This is a genomic window from Citrobacter sp. Igbk 17, from assembly GCF_028069775.1.
Lineage (GTDB): Bacteria > Pseudomonadota > Gammaproteobacteria > Enterobacterales > Enterobacteriaceae > Citrobacter.
The window spans coordinates 1-15,104 of record NZ_JANEWI010000012.1; the positions used below are offsets into that span (position 1 = coordinate 1).

Consider the following 15,104-nt stretch of genomic DNA (forward strand, 5'->3'; position numbering starts at 1 on the left):
ATTTAATTATTTTTACTTAAGTGTTACCGTTGTTACCGCTCGATTTTCACCTGCACTAAAAGCAAAAAGCGATACTAAAAGTAAGGCATTAACATTATGAAAAAAGTGACTGCCATGCTCTTCACCATGGCCGTAGGGCTGAATGTTGTCTCGATGGCAGCAAAAGCGAAAGCGGCGGAAGAGCAGGAAACGGATGTACTGTTGATTGGCGGCGGCATCATGAGCGCCACACTGGGAACCTATTTACAGGAGCTGGAGCCGCAATGGTCAATGACCATGGTAGAGCGACTGGATGGCGTTGCTCAGGAGAGTTCAAACGGCTGGAACAACGCCGGAACAGGCCACTCCGCACTTATGGAACTGAACTACACGCCTAAAAAGGCTGACGGTAGCATCAGTATTGAAAAGGCAGTCGAAATTAACGAAGCCTTCCAGATTTCCCGCCAGTTCTGGGCGTATCAGGTCAACAATGGCGTGATGCATGAACCCCGCTCGTTTATTACCACGGTTCCCCATATGAGCTTTGTCTGGGGCGACGAGAACGTGAATTTCCTGCGTGCCCGTTACACGGCACTCCAGCAAAGCACCCTGTTCCGCGGTATGCGCTATTCTGAAGATCACGCGCAGATTAAAGAATGGGCGCCTCTGGTTATGGAAGGTCGCGATCCAAAACAGAAAGTTGCGGCAACGCGTACTGAGATCGGTACTGACGTGAACTACGGCGAAATTACGCGCCAGCTGATTGCATCGTTGCAGAAAAAACCTAATTTTGCGCTGCAACTGAGCACCGAAGTTCGCGGCTTTAAGCGTAACGCGGATAATAGCTGGACCGTCACGGTTGCCGATCTGAAAAACAACGAAGCGGAACACGCCATTAAGGCGAAGTTTGTCTTTATTGGTGCCGGTGGTGCAGCACTGAAACTGCTGCAGGAAACCGATATCCCGGAAGCGAAAGGCTATGCCGGATTCCCGGTTGGTGGTCAGTTCCTGGTGGCGGAAAACCCTGATGTGGTCAATCGTCACCTGGCGAAAGTGTATGGTCAGGCATCTGTCGGCGCGCCGCCGATGTCCGTACCGCACATTGACACCCGTATTCTGGATGGTAAACGCGTGGTGCTGTTTGGGCCGTTCGCGACCTTCTCCACCAAATTCCTGAAAAATGGCTCTTTGTGGGATCTGCTCAGTTCTACTACCACGTCCAACTTTATGCCAATGGTGAATGTGGGTCTGGATAACTTCGATCTGGTCAAATATCTGGTAAGCCAGGTCATGCTCAGCGACGACGATCGTTTTGCTGCTCTGCAGGAGTACTATCCAGAGGCGAAGAAAGAAGACTGGCGTTTGTGGCAAGCGGGCCAGCGCGTGCAGATCATCAAAAGCGATGCTGAGAAGGGCGGCGTTCTGCGTCTGGGAACCGAAGTGGTCAGCGATAAAGAGGGAACCATTGCTGCGCTACTGGGCGCATCACCGGGGGCATCAACCGCGGCACCGATCATGCTGCATCTGATGGAAAAAGTGTTTAAAGATAAAGTTGCCAGTCCGCAATGGCAGGCGAAGCTGAAAACGATTATTCCGTCTTATGGCACCAAGCTGAACGGCAACGTTGATGCGACGGAGCAAGAGCTGCAATACACCAGCGAAGTACTGGGTCTGAAGTACGATAAACCGCAGGTTGCTGATGAAGCACCGAAACCACAGCTAAAACCTCAGGCGCAACCGCAACCTGAGCAGAAAGCCGTGGCGGATATCGCGCTGTAAAAAAAAGCCGGATCGCGCTGCGCTTATCCGGCCTATTTCTACTTCATGCGTCTGTAGGCCGGATTAGGCGGTACGCCGCCATCCGGCACATTCTCACTTATCGCGCGACGGCGTCCTGAATCTTATCTTCTGCTTTCCAGATGCGGTATTTCACCTCCACGTTTTCTGGGGTGTAGACCACAATCGGTAATTTGCTGTTGTAACGCAGCATACCGTCTTCACCCAGATACGCGGTGATGAATTTCTTCTCTTTCTTACCGTCCGGGCAGGCCATCATGGTTGAAACCGGAGAAGTGACTTTGTCGAATACATAGTAGTCATAACCCCAACCTTCCAGCGTTTTGCTGTCCAGTTCTCCGCCAAGGCGATGTTTGTTGCAATCAACCTCCAGCGTTTGTCCGATCAGCAGTTCTACTTTCAGAGTAGATTCATCTTTCTCAGGAGTAAGCTGAATAACCTGACGCTTCATTCCCTTGTCCGCTTTAGGATAAGGGGCGACTTTTTCCAGCGGCTGAGCGCTGGCATCGGTGGTTGTCGCCCACGTAGTGGTGCTGGCGAAGGCGGCAAAGAGTACGGCAGGGACAATTGTCTTCATCTTATTGTTCACAGTGTTTCCTTTCTTCTGTCTTATGAACGTATCCAGGGCAGGTTAGCATATTCACATCGTCTATTAATCTAAATTTACTTATATTTTAAGTGCATTAATTAAAGGTTTATGGTTTGTGTAGCGATAAATACCAGGAATTATCTGAATTATGAGATTATTCTCTGTTGCATAACTTCGTTATATAATTCATTATATAACTCATTGAAATGTGAGCAAAAGCGCACTTTTCCCCGCCAACTCAACACTCTTTTGATCCGGCAACAGCATTTACCCCAATTGGGGTATGCACCTCTAACACATCCTGAAATATCTTACGGTTAAAAATAACTACTCATAAATAGTGCGTTTTTTATTGTCGTTCAACCCGCCGAGGGAGAGCGTCATTATGGAAGGACAATGTCATGGTTGATTTATCCCGTCGAGGCATGTTGACAGGCAGTTGGCGTAAAGCCAACGCGGGGATTCGTCCGCCGTGGAGCAAGGAAGACTCTCACTTTCTGGCCAATTGCCTCCGTTGTGACGCCTGCATCCAGGCGTGTGAAACCGACATCCTGCAGCGAGGCCAGGGCGGTTATCCAAGCGTAAATTTCAAACACGGCGAATGCAGCTTTTGTTACGCCTGCGCAGAGGCCTGTCCCGAATCACTTTTTCTTCCGCGCCACACCAGGGCATGGGATCTGAATTTTTCGATCGGTGACAACTGTCTCGCGCATCAGTCCGTTGAATGCCATCGCTGTCAGGATAGCTGTGAACCCATGGCCATTACCTTTCGTCCCACGCTGTCCGGTATTTATCAGCCACAGCTCGACAATCAGGCATGTAACGGATGCGGCGCGTGTGTCGCTATCTGTCCGGTATCAGCCATTAATGCGGAGTACAACCATGGACACTAACTGGCAGGTCTGCAGCCTGGTCGTTCAGGCCAAAAGTCAGCACATCAGCGATATCGCCACGCAGTTACGTTCGTTTCCGGGTTGCGAAGTTGCTCTCAGCGATGTGGAAAGCGGTCAGCTGATTGTGGTGGTAGAAGCTGAGCATAGTGAAACGCTAATGAAAACAATTGAGTCAGTGCGCAACGTTGCGGGCGTGCTGGCGGTGTCGCTGGTTTATCACCAGCAGGATGAGCAAGGTGAGGAAACACCATGAAACTCAGTCGTCGTAGCTTTATGAAAGCTAACGCCGTTGCGGCCGCTGCGGCGGCTGCCGGGTTAAGCGTGCCGGGCGTTGCCCGCGCGGTAGTCGGTCAGCAAGAAGCGATCAAATGGGACAAAGCCCCGTGCCGATTCTGTGGTACGGGTTGTGGCGTATTGGTAGGAACCCAGCAAGGACGTGTTGTGGCATGTCAGGGCGATCCTGATGCGCCTGTTAACCGTGGGCTTAACTGCATCAAAGGTTATTTCCTGCCGAAAATCATGTACGGAAAAGACCGTTTAACGCAGCCGATGCTGCGCATGAAAGACGGCAAATATCACAAAGAAGGCGAATTCACCCCGATTAGCTGGGACCAGGCCTTTGATGTGATGGAAGAGAAGTTTAAAGCGTCTCTGAAAGAGAAAGGGCCAGACGCAATTGGTATGTTTGGCTCCGGTCAGTGGACCATCTGGGAAGGCTACGCTGCCGCAAAACTGTTCAAAGCCGGTTTCCGTTCGAATAACATCGATCCGAACGCGCGTCACTGCATGGCGTCAGCCGTTGTGGGCTTTATGCGTACCTTTGGTATGGATGAGCCGATGGGCTGCTATGACGATATCGAACATGCAGATGCTTTCGTCCTGTGGGGCGCAAACATGGCGGAAATGCACCCGATCCTGTGGTCACGCATTACCAACCGTCGTCTGTCCGATCCTAACGTTAACGTCGCCGTTCTCTCTACCTTCCAGCATCGTAGCTTTGAGCTGGCGGATAACGGCATCGTCTTTACGCCGCAAAGCGACCTGGTGATCCTCAACTACATCGCAAACTATATCATTCAAAACAATGCGATAAACCAGGACTTCTTTAGCAAGCACGTTAACCTGCGTAAAGGGGCGACGGATATCGGCTACGGTTTACGTCCTACCCATCCGCTGGAAAAAGCGGCGAAAAACCCAGGTTCTGACGCCTCTGAACCGATCAGCTTTGAAGAGTACAAAGCGTTTGTTGCGGAATATACGCTGGACAAAACCGCAGAAATGACCGGCGTGCCAAAAGATCAGCTGGAACAGCTGGCACAGCTGTATGCCGATCCGAAGAAGAAAGTTATCTCCTACTGGACGATGGGCTTTAACCAGCATACCCGTGGCGTATGGGCGAACAACCTGGTCTATAACCTGCACCTGCTGACCGGTAAAATTTCTCAGCCAGGCTGCGGCCCATTCTCGCTGACGGGTCAGCCTTCTGCTTGTGGTACTGCGCGTGAAGTCGGGACCTTCTCTCACCGTCTGCCTGCGGACATGGTGGTGACGAACGAGAAACACCGCGATATCTGTGAAAAACACTGGAACATTCCGGCGGGGACTATCCCGGCGAAAATCGGTCTGCATGCGGTGGCGCAGGATCGTGCGCTGAAAGATGGCAAGCTCAATGTCTACTGGGTGATGTGTAACAACAACATGCAGGCTGGGCCGAACATCAACGAAGAGCGTATGCCTGGCTGGCGCGATCCGCGCAACTTTATCATCGTTTCCGATCCGTACCCGACGGTCAGTGCTCTGGCGGCCGACCTGATCCTGCCAACAGCGATGTGGGTAGAGAAAGAAGGGGCTTACGGTAACGCCGAGCGCCGTACTCAGTTCTGGCGCCAGCAGATTAAAGCACCGGGCGAAGCGAAATCTGACCTGTGGCAGATGGTGCAGTTTGCCCGCCGATTCAAAACGGAAGACGTCTGGCCGGAGGAACTGCTGGCGAAGAAACCCGAGCTGCGCGGTAAGACGTTGTATGACGTGCTGTTCGCCACGCCAGCTGTCACGAAATTCCCGGTCAGCGAACTGGCTGAAGATCAACTCAACGATGAATCTCGCGAACTCGGCTTCTACCTGCAAAAAGGTCTGTTCGAAGAGTATGCCTGGTTTGGTCGCGGACACGGACACGATCTCGCACCGTTCGATGATTACCACAAGGCGCGCGGGTTACGCTGGCCGGTGGTTGACGGTAAAGAGACCCAGTGGCGTTACAGCGAAGGCAATGACCCTTACGTGAAAGCAGGTGAAAGCTACAAGTTCTACGGTAAACCGGACGGTAAAGCGGTTATCTTCGCGCTGCCATTTGAGCCTGCTGCTGAAGCGCCGGATAAAGAATATGATCTGTGGCTCTCCACCGGTCGCGTGCTGGAACACTGGCACACCGGCAGCATGACGCGCCGCGTGCCGGAACTGCACCGTGCGTTCCCGGAGGCGGTACTGTTTATTCATCCGCTGGACGCGAAAGCGCGCGATCTGCGCCGAGGCGACAAGGTCAAAGTGGTTTCCCGTCGTGGTGAAGTGATTTCGATTGTTGAAACACGCGGCCGCAACCGTCCGCCGCAGGGGCTGGTGTACATGCCGTTCTTCGATGCCGCACAGTTGGTGAACAACCTGACGCTGGATGCGACGGATCCGCTCTCTAAAGAGACGGATTTCAAGAAGTGCGCTGTGAAACTGGCGAAGGTGTAACGCGTTATGTCCCGGTCAGCAAAACCCCAAAATGGCCGCCGCCGCTTCCTGCGCGATATGGTTCGTGCAGCTGGCGGGCTGGCTGTCGTTGGCGTGGCGCTGGGGTTGCAACAGCAAACTGCACGCGCAACAGGTGTGCGGTTGCGCCCGCCTGGGGCTCTGAGTGAGGACGCATTTGCCAGCGCCTGCGTGCGCTGTGGTCAGTGCGTCCAGGCTTGCCCGTACGACACGCTGAAACTGGCAACGCTGGCCTCCGGGCTGGCGGCCGGAACACCTTATTTTGTCGCTCGCGACATCCCCTGCGAGATGTGTGAAGACATTCCGTGCGCCAAAGTTTGCCCCAGCGGCGCGTTGGACAGGGAGATCGAGTCTATTGACGATTCACGCATGGGGCTGGCGGTGTTGTTGGATCACGAGAACTGCCTCAACTATCAGGGATTGCGTTGCGACGTTTGCTATCGCGAGTGCCCGAAAATCGATGAGGCCATCACCCTGGAGTTGGATCGCAACATGCGTACCGGTAAGCATGCGCGGTTTATTCCAACCGTGCATAGCGATGCCTGTACTGGCTGCGGTAAATGCGAAAAAGTATGCGTACTGGAACAGCCGGCAATAAAAGTGTTGCCACTGTCGTTGGCGAAAGGGGAGTTGGGACACCATTACCGCTTCGGTTGGCTGGAGGGGAACAATGGCAAATCGTAAACGTGATGCGGGGCGTGAAGCACAAACGAAAAAAGGTTGGTGGCGGAGCCATCGCTGGCTGGTGTTGCGTCGTCTGAGCCAGTTTCTGGTTCTGGCAATGTTTCTCAGCGGTCCCTGGCTGGGCGTGTGGATCCTGCATGGTAATTACAGCAGCAGCCTGTTGCTGGATACCATTCCGTTAACCGATCCGCTGATCACCCTGCAAAGCCTGGCCAGCGGGCACCTGCCCGCAACAGTTGCGTTAACAGGGGCCGCCATTATTACGGTTCTGTATGCCCTTGCCGGTAAGCGATTGTTTTGTAGTTGGGTCTGCCCGATGAATCCGGTTACTGATTTGGCGAGCTGGCTGCGCAGAAGATTTGACCTGAATCAGTCTGCGACTTTGCCGCGCCATATACGGTACGTCCTGCTGGTGGTTATCCTGGTCGGTTCTGCCCTGACAGGGACGCTGCTATGGGAATGGATAAATCCGGTCTCTTTGCTGGGACGTAGCCTGGTAATGGGCTTTGGCAGCGGGGCGCTGCTTATTCTCGCGCTGTTTTTATTTGATTTACTGGTTGTTGAGCATGGCTGGTGCGGGCATCTCTGCCCCCTGGGTGCGCTGTATGGCGTATTGGGTAGTAAAGGTGCATTAACCGTATCGGCAAAAGAACGTAAGAGATGTAACCGCTGTATGGATTGTTTTCATGTTTGCCCGGAACCGCATGTGCTACGTGCGCCGGTGCTGGATGAGCAAAGCCCGGTGCAGGTGACCAGTCGCGATTGCATGGCCTGCGGTCGCTGTGTGGATGTCTGTTCTGAGGATGTTTTTACAATAACGATACACAAAATCATTTGAGATGCATCGCGGCGGCAAGTGAGGAAATCCCCGGGAGCATAGTAACTATGTGACTGGGGTTTCGGAGCGCAGCCAACAAAGAGGCAGCTTAAAGGATGAAGTGTAAATGCGATGGAGTTCGGGAGCTAAACAATGAAAAGCCATGACCTGATTAAAGCGCTGAGTCAATGGACAGCCGCGCTGGCCCTGGTAGTCAGTGGGGCCGTTTGGGCTGCAAACGGAGTGGATCTGAGCCAGTCACCGGAAGTCTCAGGGACACAGGAAGGGGCGATTCGCATGCCGAAAGAGCAGGAGCGTATGCCGCTGAATTATGTGAATCAGCCACCAATGGTTCCGCACAGTGTTGACGGCTACCAGGTGACGACCAATACCAACCGTTGCCTGCAGTGTCACGGTGTTGAAAGCTACCGCACCACCGGTGCACCGCGTATCAGCCCGACGCACTTTATGGACAGCAACGGCAAGGTACTGGCTGAAGTCGCTCCGCGTCGTTACTTCTGCCTGCAGTGTCATGTCCCGCAGGCTGATGCGGCACCGATTGTTGAAAATACCTTCACCCCCTCGAAAGGTTACGGGAAATAAGAGGTCATTATGGAAAATTCTAACCGTAAACCAGGCTGGATTAAGCGCGTCTGGCAATGGTGGCGTCGCCCCAGCCGTCTGGCGCTCGGCACGCTGTTGTTAATCGGCTTTGTGGGCGGCATTATTTTCTGGGGCGGCTTTAATACCGGTATGGAAAAGGCCAATACTGAAGAGTTCTGCATTAGCTGTCACGAAATGCGCAACACGGTATACCAGGAATATATGGAAACCGTACACTACAACAACCGCAGCGGTGTGCGCGCGACTTGCCCTGATTGCCACGTCCCTCATGAGTGGGGCCCGAAAATGATCCGCAAAATCAAGGCCAGCAAGGAGCTGTACGCGAAAGCACTGGGGTTGATAGATACACCGCAAAAATTTGAAGACCACCGTTTATCGATGGCGCAAAATGAATGGCGGCGTATGAAAGACAATAATTCGCAAGAGTGTCGGAACTGTCACAACTTCGAGTTTATGGATTTAACCGCCCAGAAAGGCGTAGCGGCTAAAATGCATGACCAGGCCGTGAAAGAAGGGCAAACCTGTATTGACTGTCATAAAGGGATAGCACACAAACTGCCTGATATGCGCGAAGTCAAACCGGGCTTTTAACAGGATGTAAATAATCAGGATGCTTGAGGCCAGAGAACTGCTCTGCGAGCGAGATGACAGAATACTGTTTAGCGATCTGTCATTTCGCGTCAATGCAGGGGAATGGGTACAAATTACCGGGAGTAATGGCGCAGGGAAAACCACCTTGTTGCGGTTGCTTACCGGGCTGGCTCGTCCTGACGCCGGAGAGGTTTGCTGGCAAGGGAAATCGCTGCACCAGGTGCGGGACAGCTACCATCAGGAACTGCTGTGGATCGGACATCAGCCGGGGATAAAAACCCGGCTTTCGGCGTTGGAGAATCTGCGGTTTTTCCATCACGATGGCGATTGTCTAGTGGCGCTGGCGCAGGCAGGTCTCGCTGGATATGAAGATATTCCTGTTAATCAACTCTCTGCCGGACAACAGCGGCGCGTGGCACTGGCTCGCCTCTGGCTGACCCGCGCGCGACTGTGGATCCTCGATGAACCCTTTACGGCAATTGATGTGCACGGCGTTGAGCGACTGACTCAGCGCATGGCACAGCATACAGAGCAGGGGGGTATTGTGATCCTTACCACGCACCAGCCTCTGGGTGTTGAGACCGATAAAGTGCGACGTATTGCGCTGACCAGCGAGAGGGCCGCGCAATGATGTGGCAAATCTTCCGTTTAGAACTGCGGGTTGCGTTCCGTCATAGTGCAGAGATCGCCAATCCGTTATGGTTTTTCCTGATCGTCATAACCCTGTTCCCGCTCAGCATAGGGCCGGAGCCACAGCTGCTGGCGCGTATTGCACCGGGCATTATCTGGGTTGCCGCATTGCTGGCATCATTACTGGCGCTGGAACGTTTATTTCGGGATGACCTACAGGATGGCAGCCTCGAACAATTGATGCTGCTGCCATTGCCGCTACCGGCCGTGGTGCTGGCGAAGGTAATGGCGCACTGGGTTGTAACCGGTTTACCGCTGCTGATCCTCTCGCCGCTGGTGGCATTGCTGCTGGGAATGGATATGTATGGTTGGCAAATTATGGCGCTGACGTTGCTGCTTGGAACGCCGACGCTGGGTTTTCTCGGCGCACCTGGCGTGGGACTGACGGTGGGGTTAAAACGCGGTGGCGTGCTGTTGAGCGTGCTGGTACTCCCGCTAACCATTCCATTGTTGATTTTTGCGACCGCTGCGATGGACGCCGCCTCGATGCACTTACCCGTTGAAGGGTACATGGCGATTCTTGGAGCTCTACTGGTAGGAAGCGCCACGTTAAGTCCCTTTGCGACGGCGGCGGCGTTACGTATCAGCGTGCAATAGCGCAGATATGACTTGTAGGCCGGACAAGGCGAAGCCGCCCTCCGGTAAAACGGAAATTTACTAATTTATTGAGTCTGGTGACTGAACTATGTGGAAAACACTTCATCAACTGGCGATGCCCCCACGTCTCTATCAGATCTGTGGCTGGTTTATCCCATGGCTGGCGATTGCCAGTGCAGTGGTTCTGGTAACAGGATGGGTTTGGGGATTTGGCTTCGCGCCAGCGGATTATCAGCAGGGGCAAAGCTATCGCATCATCTATCTGCACGTCCCGGCGGCAATCTGGTCGATGGGCATTTACGCGTCGATGGCGGTTGCCGCATTTATCGGCCTGGTCTGGCAAATGAAAATGGCCAATCTGGCGCTGGCAGCGATGGCGCCAGTTGGCGCAGTGTTTACCTTTATTGCACTGGTGACGGGCTCTGCATGGGGAAAACCGATGTGGGGAACCTGGTGGGTCTGGGATGCCCGACTCACTTCTGAGCTGGTGCTGTTGTTTCTCTATGTTGGCGCCATTGCGCTGTGGCATGCCTTTGATGATCGTCGCATGGCGGGACGAGCAGCCGGTATTCTGGTACTGATTGGTGTCGTGAACTTACCGATTATCCACTATTCGGTCGAGTGGTGGAACACGTTGCACCAGGGGTCGACCCGCATGCAGCAAAGTATTGATCCGGCGATGCGTACGCCACTGCGCCTGGCGATCGTCGGCTATCTACTCCTGTTTGTCACGCTGGCGCTGATGCGCATGCGTAATCTGATTTTATTGATGGAAAAACGCCGCCCGTGGGTGAGTGAACTGATCTTAAAAAGAGGCCGCCAATGACCCCTGCATTTGCATCATGGAGTGATTTTTTCGCGATGGGCGGTTACGCCTTGTATGTCTGGCTGGCTGTGGCCATGAGCGTTATCCCGCTGGTGGTGCTGGTGCTGCATTCTGCACTACAGCATCGCGCAATCTTACGCGGCGTGGCGCAGCAGCGGGCGAGAGAAGCGCGCATGCGTGCGGCGCAAGTTCAACGGGAGGCGGCGTGAATATTCGACGTAAAAATCGGCTATGGATAGCCTGTGCGGTGCTGGCGGGCCTGGCATTGACCATCACGCTGGTGCTCTACGCGCTGCGTTCCAATATCGATTTGTTCTATACGCCGGGAGAAATACTCTACGGCAAGCGCGAAACTCAGCAGATGCCGGAAGTCGGTCAACGCCTGCGCGTTGGCGGAATGGTTATGCCGGGTAGTGTGAAGCGCGATCCGCAGTCGCTGAAAGTTAACTTCAGCATCTATGACGCCGAAGGTGTGGTGGATGTGACTTATGAAGGTATCCTGCCGGATCTGTTCCGTGAAGGGCAGGGCGTCGTTGTTCAGGGGGAACTGGATCAGGGAAATCATGTGCAGGCCAAAGAAGTCCTTGCCAAACATGATGAAAATTACACCCCGCCGGAAGTTGAAAAAGCGATGCAGGAGAACCACCGTCGCCCGGAAAGTGTTTATAAGGATAAAACGTCATGATGCCTGAAATTGGCAATGGGCTACTGTGCCTGGCACTCGGCGTTGCACTATTGCTGTCGGTTTATCCGCTGTGGGGTGTTGCGCGTGGCGATGTCCGGATGATGGCCTCTGCGCGCCCCTTTGCCTGGGTGTTGTTTATCTGTGTGGTGGGTGCGTTTCTGGTACTGGTAAACGCATTTGTGGTCAATGACTTTACCGTGACCTATGTCGCCAGTAACTCCAATACGCAACTTCCGGTCTGGTACCGCGTCGCCGCGACATGGGGCGCACATGAAGGCTCACTGTTGCTGTGGGTGTTGTTGATGAGCGGCTGGACGTTCGCAGTGGCGCTATTCAGCCAGCGGATGCCGCTGGATATCGTCGCCCGCGTACTGGCGGTGATGGGCATGGTCAGCGTCGGCTTCCTGCTGTTTATTCTGTTTACCTCCAACCCGTTTTCCCGCACGCTGCCGGACTTCCCGATAGAAGGGCGTGACCTTAATCCGCTGTTGCAGGATCCGGGGTTGATCTTCCATCCGCCATTGCTGTATATGGGCTATGTCGGTTTCTCTGTGGCTTTTGCTTTTGCCATTGCCGCACTGATGAGCGGGCGTCTGGATAGCACCTTTGCCCGTTTTTCCCGTCCGTGGACGCTGGCGGCATGGGTATTTTTGACACTGGGTATTGTGCTCGGCTCTGCGTGGGCATACTACGAACTGGGCTGGGGCGGTTGGTGGTTCTGGGACCCGGTAGAGAACGCTTCGTTTATGCCGTGGCTGGTGGGGACTGCGCTGATGCACTCGCTGTCAGTGACCGAACAACGCGCCAGCTTTAAAGCCTGGACGTTGCTGCTGTCAATATGCGCCTTCTCGCTTTGCTTGCTCGGGACGTTCCTGGTGCGTTCGGGTGTACTGGTGTCGGTGCACGCTTTCGCCTCTGACCCGTCGCGCGGGATGTTCATTCTTGCCTTTATGGTGCTGGTTATCGGCGGTTCCCTGCTGCTGTTTGCGGTACGTGGACACAAGGTTCGTTCGCGGGTGAATAACGCGCTGTGGTCGCGTGAATCGCTGTTGCTGGGTAATAACGTGCTGCTGATTGCTGCCATGCTGGTGGTGCTCCTCGGCACGCTGTTGCCGTTGGTGCACAAACAGCTGGGGCTGGGCAGTATTTCAATTGGCGAGCCATTCTTCAATACCATGTTTACCTGGCTGATGGCACCGTTTGCGCTATTGCTGGGGATTGGGCCACTGGTACGCTGGGGACGTGACCGACCGCGGAAGCTGAAAACGCTACTGATTGTCGCGTTTGTTACCACGCTGGTACTGTCCGTGCTGCTGCCGTGGCTGTTTGAAGACCGTATCGCTGCCATGACGGTCGTGGGTATGGCAATGGCATGCTGGATATTTGTGCTGGCGATGTCTGAAGCGTTCCTGCGTATTTCGCGCGGCACAAAGCTGACGCCGAGCTACTGGGGCATGGTTTCAGGTCACGTGGGGCTGGCTGTCACCATCGTCGGTATTGCCTTTAGTCAGAACTACAGCGTTGAACGCGATGTGCGTATGAAGGCGGGCGATAGCGTCGCTATTCATGATTATCAGTTCACCTTCCGCGAAGTAAAAGATATTACCGGACCTAACTATCGGGGGGGCGTGGCCGTGATTGGTGTTACCCGCGACGGCAAGCCGGAAGCGACGCTGCATGCGGAAAAACGTTTTTACAACAGCACCAGTTCAATGATGACCGAAGCGGCGATCGATGGCGGGCTGACGCGTGACTTGTACGCTGCATTAGGCGAAGAGCTGGACAACGGCGCGTGGGCAGTGCGTCTGTACTATAAACCGTTTATTCGCTGGATTTGGGCCGGAGGGTTGCTGATGGCGCTGGGCGGGTTGTTCTGCCTGTTTGATCCACGCTATCGCCAGCGCACACGTCCTCGTGCTGCTGCGCAAAAAAACGCGCCGGAGGCTGTATGAAGCGCAATGCATTGTTAATTCCGTTTATTATTTTTCTCATCATTGCGGCGGCGCTGCTGTGGCAGTTAGCGCGTAACGCGCAGGGAGACGATCCTACCAATCTGGAGTCGGCGTTGATCGGCAAACCTGTTCCGACGTTCCGCCTGGAATCGCTGGAAAACCCGGGCCAGCATTACCAGGCTGATGTGTTGACGCAGGGGAAGCCGGTGCTGCTGAACGTGTGGGCGACCTGGTGTCCGACCTGTCGCGCTGAGCACCAGTATCTGAACCAGCTGTCGGCACAAGGCGTGCGGGTCGTTGGGTTGAACTATAAAGACGATCGTCAAAAAGCTATCGTCTGGCTGAAAGAACTGGGCAATCCGTATGCCTTAAGTCTGTTTGACGGCGACGGTATGCTAGGCCTCGATCTTGGCGTGTATGGTGCGCCGGAAACATTCCTTATCGACGGTAAAGGCATTATTCGCTATCGCCATGCCGGCGACTTAAACGCCAGGGTGTGGGAGAGCGAGATCAAACCATTGTGGGATAAATACAGTAAGGAGGCTGCGCAATGAGGTTCTTTCTGGGCCTGCTGATGCTGGTTATCTCGGGATCGGCGCTGGCCACTATTGACGTGATGCAGTTCAAAGATGAGGCGCAGGAACAGCAGTTCCGTCAGCTTACTGAACAGTTGCGCTGCCCAAAGTGTCAGAACAACAGCATTGCTGACTCTAACTCAATGATTGCCACCGATCTGCGTCAGAAGGTTTACGAACTGATGCAGGAAGGGAAAAGCCAGAAAGAAATTGTCGATTACATGGTGGCACGATACGGCAATTTCGTGACTTACGATCCGCCGTTGACGCCGCTGACTGTGCTGCTGTGGGTGATGCCCGTTGTGGCAATTGGCTTAGGGGGCTGGATTATTTTTGCCCGCTCACGCCGTCGAGTACGAGTGAAGCAGGAAGAATTTCCTGATGATATTACCCCCGACGGTAAACGCGGTGGATTAGGACTCTTTATACCCGGCGTTATCGTGGCGCTGGTGGTGGGCGCGGTGAGCTATTACCAAACCGGTAGCTATAAGCAGGTTAAGGTCTGGCAGCAGGCGACTGCACAGGCTCCGGCGTTGCTGGAGCGGGCGTTAGATCCAAAGGCTGAGCCGCTGAATGAAGAGGATATGGCGCGTCTGGCGCTGGGATTACGTACCCGGCTGCAAACCGATGCCGGAAACGTTGAAGGCTGGATTATGCTTGGGCGCGTAGGCATGGTTCTCGGTAATGCCAGTACGGCAACTGAAGCGTATGCTAATGCCTACCGACTGGATCCTAAAAACAGCGATGCTGCGCTGGGTTATGCGGAAGCGTTGACCCGTTCTTCCGATCCAGATGATAACCGTCGCGGTGGGGAGTTGTTACGTCAATTGGTCAGGAGCGAACATGCGAATGTGCGTGTACTGAGCATGTACGCTTTTAATGCTTTCGAACAGCAGCGCTTCGGTGAGGCGGTTGCGGCGTGGGAGATGATGCTGAAATTATTGCCCGCCAATGATACCCGTCGGACGGTAATTGAGCGCAGCATCAAACAGGCGATGGAACAGCTGGCACCGCAGGAGAAATAAGCGTTCAGATTGCCCGATGGCGCGCA

General features: G+C 54.2%; 17 protein-coding genes and 1 pseudogene. 17 read left to right on the top strand and 1 reads right to left on the bottom strand.

The window, feature by feature from the left end; translation table 11 throughout:
- Positions 1–96: 96 nt before the first annotated feature.
- Positions 97–1,758 (top strand): malate dehydrogenase (quinone), encoded by a 1,662-nt coding sequence (gene mqo / locus NNO08_RS09310; RefSeq protein ID WP_271440102.1) that lies wholly within the window; start codon positions 97–99, stop codon positions 1,756–1,758.
- Between the two features lie 97 nt (positions 1,759–1,855).
- Here mqo and eco read toward each other — a convergent pair whose 3' ends face one another.
- Positions 1,856–2,353: a serine protease inhibitor ecotin gene (gene eco, locus NNO08_RS09315; RefSeq protein WP_271456637.1), complete on the bottom strand. Its 498-nt coding sequence runs from the start codon at positions 2,351–2,353 to the stop codon at positions 1,856–1,858.
- Between eco and NNO08_RS23190 the strand changes: the two are divergent.
- The 16 genes and pseudogenes from NNO08_RS23190 to NNO08_RS09390 form a co-directional block, all read left to right on the top strand.
- A pseudogene (locus NNO08_RS23190) lies at positions 2,335–2,391 on the top strand (hypothetical protein); the annotation flags it as partial. The gene eco and the pseudogene NNO08_RS23190 sit on opposite strands and share 19 nt — an antisense overlap.
- A gap of 375 nt (positions 2,392–2,766) precedes the next feature.
- Positions 2,767–3,258: a ferredoxin-type protein NapF gene (napF, locus tag NNO08_RS09320; RefSeq protein WP_202038234.1), complete on the top strand. Its 492-nt coding sequence runs from the start codon at positions 2,767–2,769 to the stop codon at positions 3,256–3,258.
- On the top strand, positions 3,248–3,511 hold the full coding sequence (gene napD, locus NNO08_RS09325; RefSeq protein WP_048211123.1) for a chaperone NapD: 264 nt from the start codon (positions 3,248–3,250) through the stop codon (positions 3,509–3,511). Before napF ends, napD begins: the two co-directional genes overlap by 11 nt.
- Positions 3,508–5,994, top strand: coding sequence for a nitrate reductase catalytic subunit NapA (napA, locus tag NNO08_RS09330; RefSeq protein ID WP_271456608.1), 2,487 nt, complete (start codon positions 3,508–3,510; stop codon positions 5,992–5,994). Before napD ends, napA begins: the two co-directional genes overlap by 4 nt.
- Positions 5,995–6,000: 6 nt before the next feature.
- Positions 6,001–6,696 carry a ferredoxin-type protein NapG gene (gene napG / locus NNO08_RS09335; RefSeq protein ID WP_137384108.1) on the top strand — a complete coding sequence of 232 codons (696 nt, stop codon included), beginning with the start codon at positions 6,001–6,003 and terminating at the stop codon, positions 6,694–6,696.
- The gene (napH, locus tag NNO08_RS09340) at positions 6,683–7,534 is read left to right on the top strand and encodes a quinol dehydrogenase ferredoxin subunit NapH (protein WP_271456609.1); all 852 of its coding nucleotides are present in this window, start codon (positions 6,683–6,685) and stop codon (positions 7,532–7,534) included. The genes napG and napH overlap by 14 nt, the downstream gene beginning before the upstream one ends.
- A gap of 132 nt (positions 7,535–7,666) precedes the next feature.
- Complete coding sequence (gene napB / locus NNO08_RS09345) at positions 7,667–8,116, top strand: nitrate reductase cytochrome c-type subunit (RefSeq protein WP_048212558.1); 450 nt, start codon at positions 7,667–7,669, stop codon at positions 8,114–8,116.
- A gap of 9 nt (positions 8,117–8,125) precedes the next feature.
- Complete coding sequence (napC, locus tag NNO08_RS09350; protein WP_005129332.1) at positions 8,126–8,728, top strand: cytochrome c-type protein NapC; 603 nt, start codon at positions 8,126–8,128, stop codon at positions 8,726–8,728.
- Positions 8,729–8,741: 13 nt separating this feature from the next.
- Positions 8,742–9,359, top strand: a complete 618-nt coding sequence (gene ccmA / locus NNO08_RS09355; protein WP_271456638.1) for a cytochrome c biogenesis heme-transporting ATPase CcmA — start codon at positions 8,742–8,744, stop codon at positions 9,357–9,359.
- On the top strand, positions 9,356–10,015 hold the full coding sequence (gene ccmB / locus NNO08_RS09360) for a heme exporter protein CcmB (RefSeq protein ID WP_005129323.1): 660 nt from the start codon (positions 9,356–9,358) through the stop codon (positions 10,013–10,015). Before ccmA ends, ccmB begins: the two co-directional genes overlap by 4 nt.
- Positions 10,016–10,103: 88 nt before the next feature.
- Positions 10,104–10,841 (top strand): heme ABC transporter permease, encoded by a 738-nt coding sequence (locus NNO08_RS09365; RefSeq protein ID WP_271440097.1) that lies wholly within the window; start codon positions 10,104–10,106, stop codon positions 10,839–10,841.
- Positions 10,838–11,050, top strand: a complete 213-nt coding sequence (gene ccmD / locus NNO08_RS09370; protein ID WP_020996676.1) for a heme exporter protein CcmD — start codon at positions 10,838–10,840, stop codon at positions 11,048–11,050. The genes NNO08_RS09365 and ccmD overlap by 4 nt, the downstream gene beginning before the upstream one ends.
- On the top strand, positions 11,047–11,526 hold the full coding sequence (gene ccmE / locus NNO08_RS09375; RefSeq protein ID WP_005129319.1) for a cytochrome c maturation protein CcmE: 480 nt from the start codon (positions 11,047–11,049) through the stop codon (positions 11,524–11,526). The genes ccmD and ccmE overlap by 4 nt, the downstream gene beginning before the upstream one ends.
- Complete coding sequence (locus NNO08_RS09380; RefSeq protein WP_271456610.1) at positions 11,523–13,478, top strand: heme lyase CcmF/NrfE family subunit; 1,956 nt, start codon at positions 11,523–11,525, stop codon at positions 13,476–13,478. Before ccmE ends, NNO08_RS09380 begins: the two co-directional genes overlap by 4 nt.
- Entirely contained in the window at positions 13,475–14,032 is a 558-nt protein-coding gene (dsbE, locus tag NNO08_RS09385) for a thiol:disulfide interchange protein DsbE (RefSeq protein ID WP_005129316.1), read from the top strand. Before NNO08_RS09380 ends, dsbE begins: the two co-directional genes overlap by 4 nt.
- Positions 14,029–15,078: a cytochrome c-type biogenesis protein CcmH gene (locus tag NNO08_RS09390; RefSeq protein WP_271440095.1), complete on the top strand. Its 1,050-nt coding sequence runs from the start codon at positions 14,029–14,031 to the stop codon at positions 15,076–15,078. The genes dsbE and NNO08_RS09390 overlap by 4 nt, the downstream gene beginning before the upstream one ends.
- Positions 15,079–15,104: the final 26 nt, after the last annotated feature.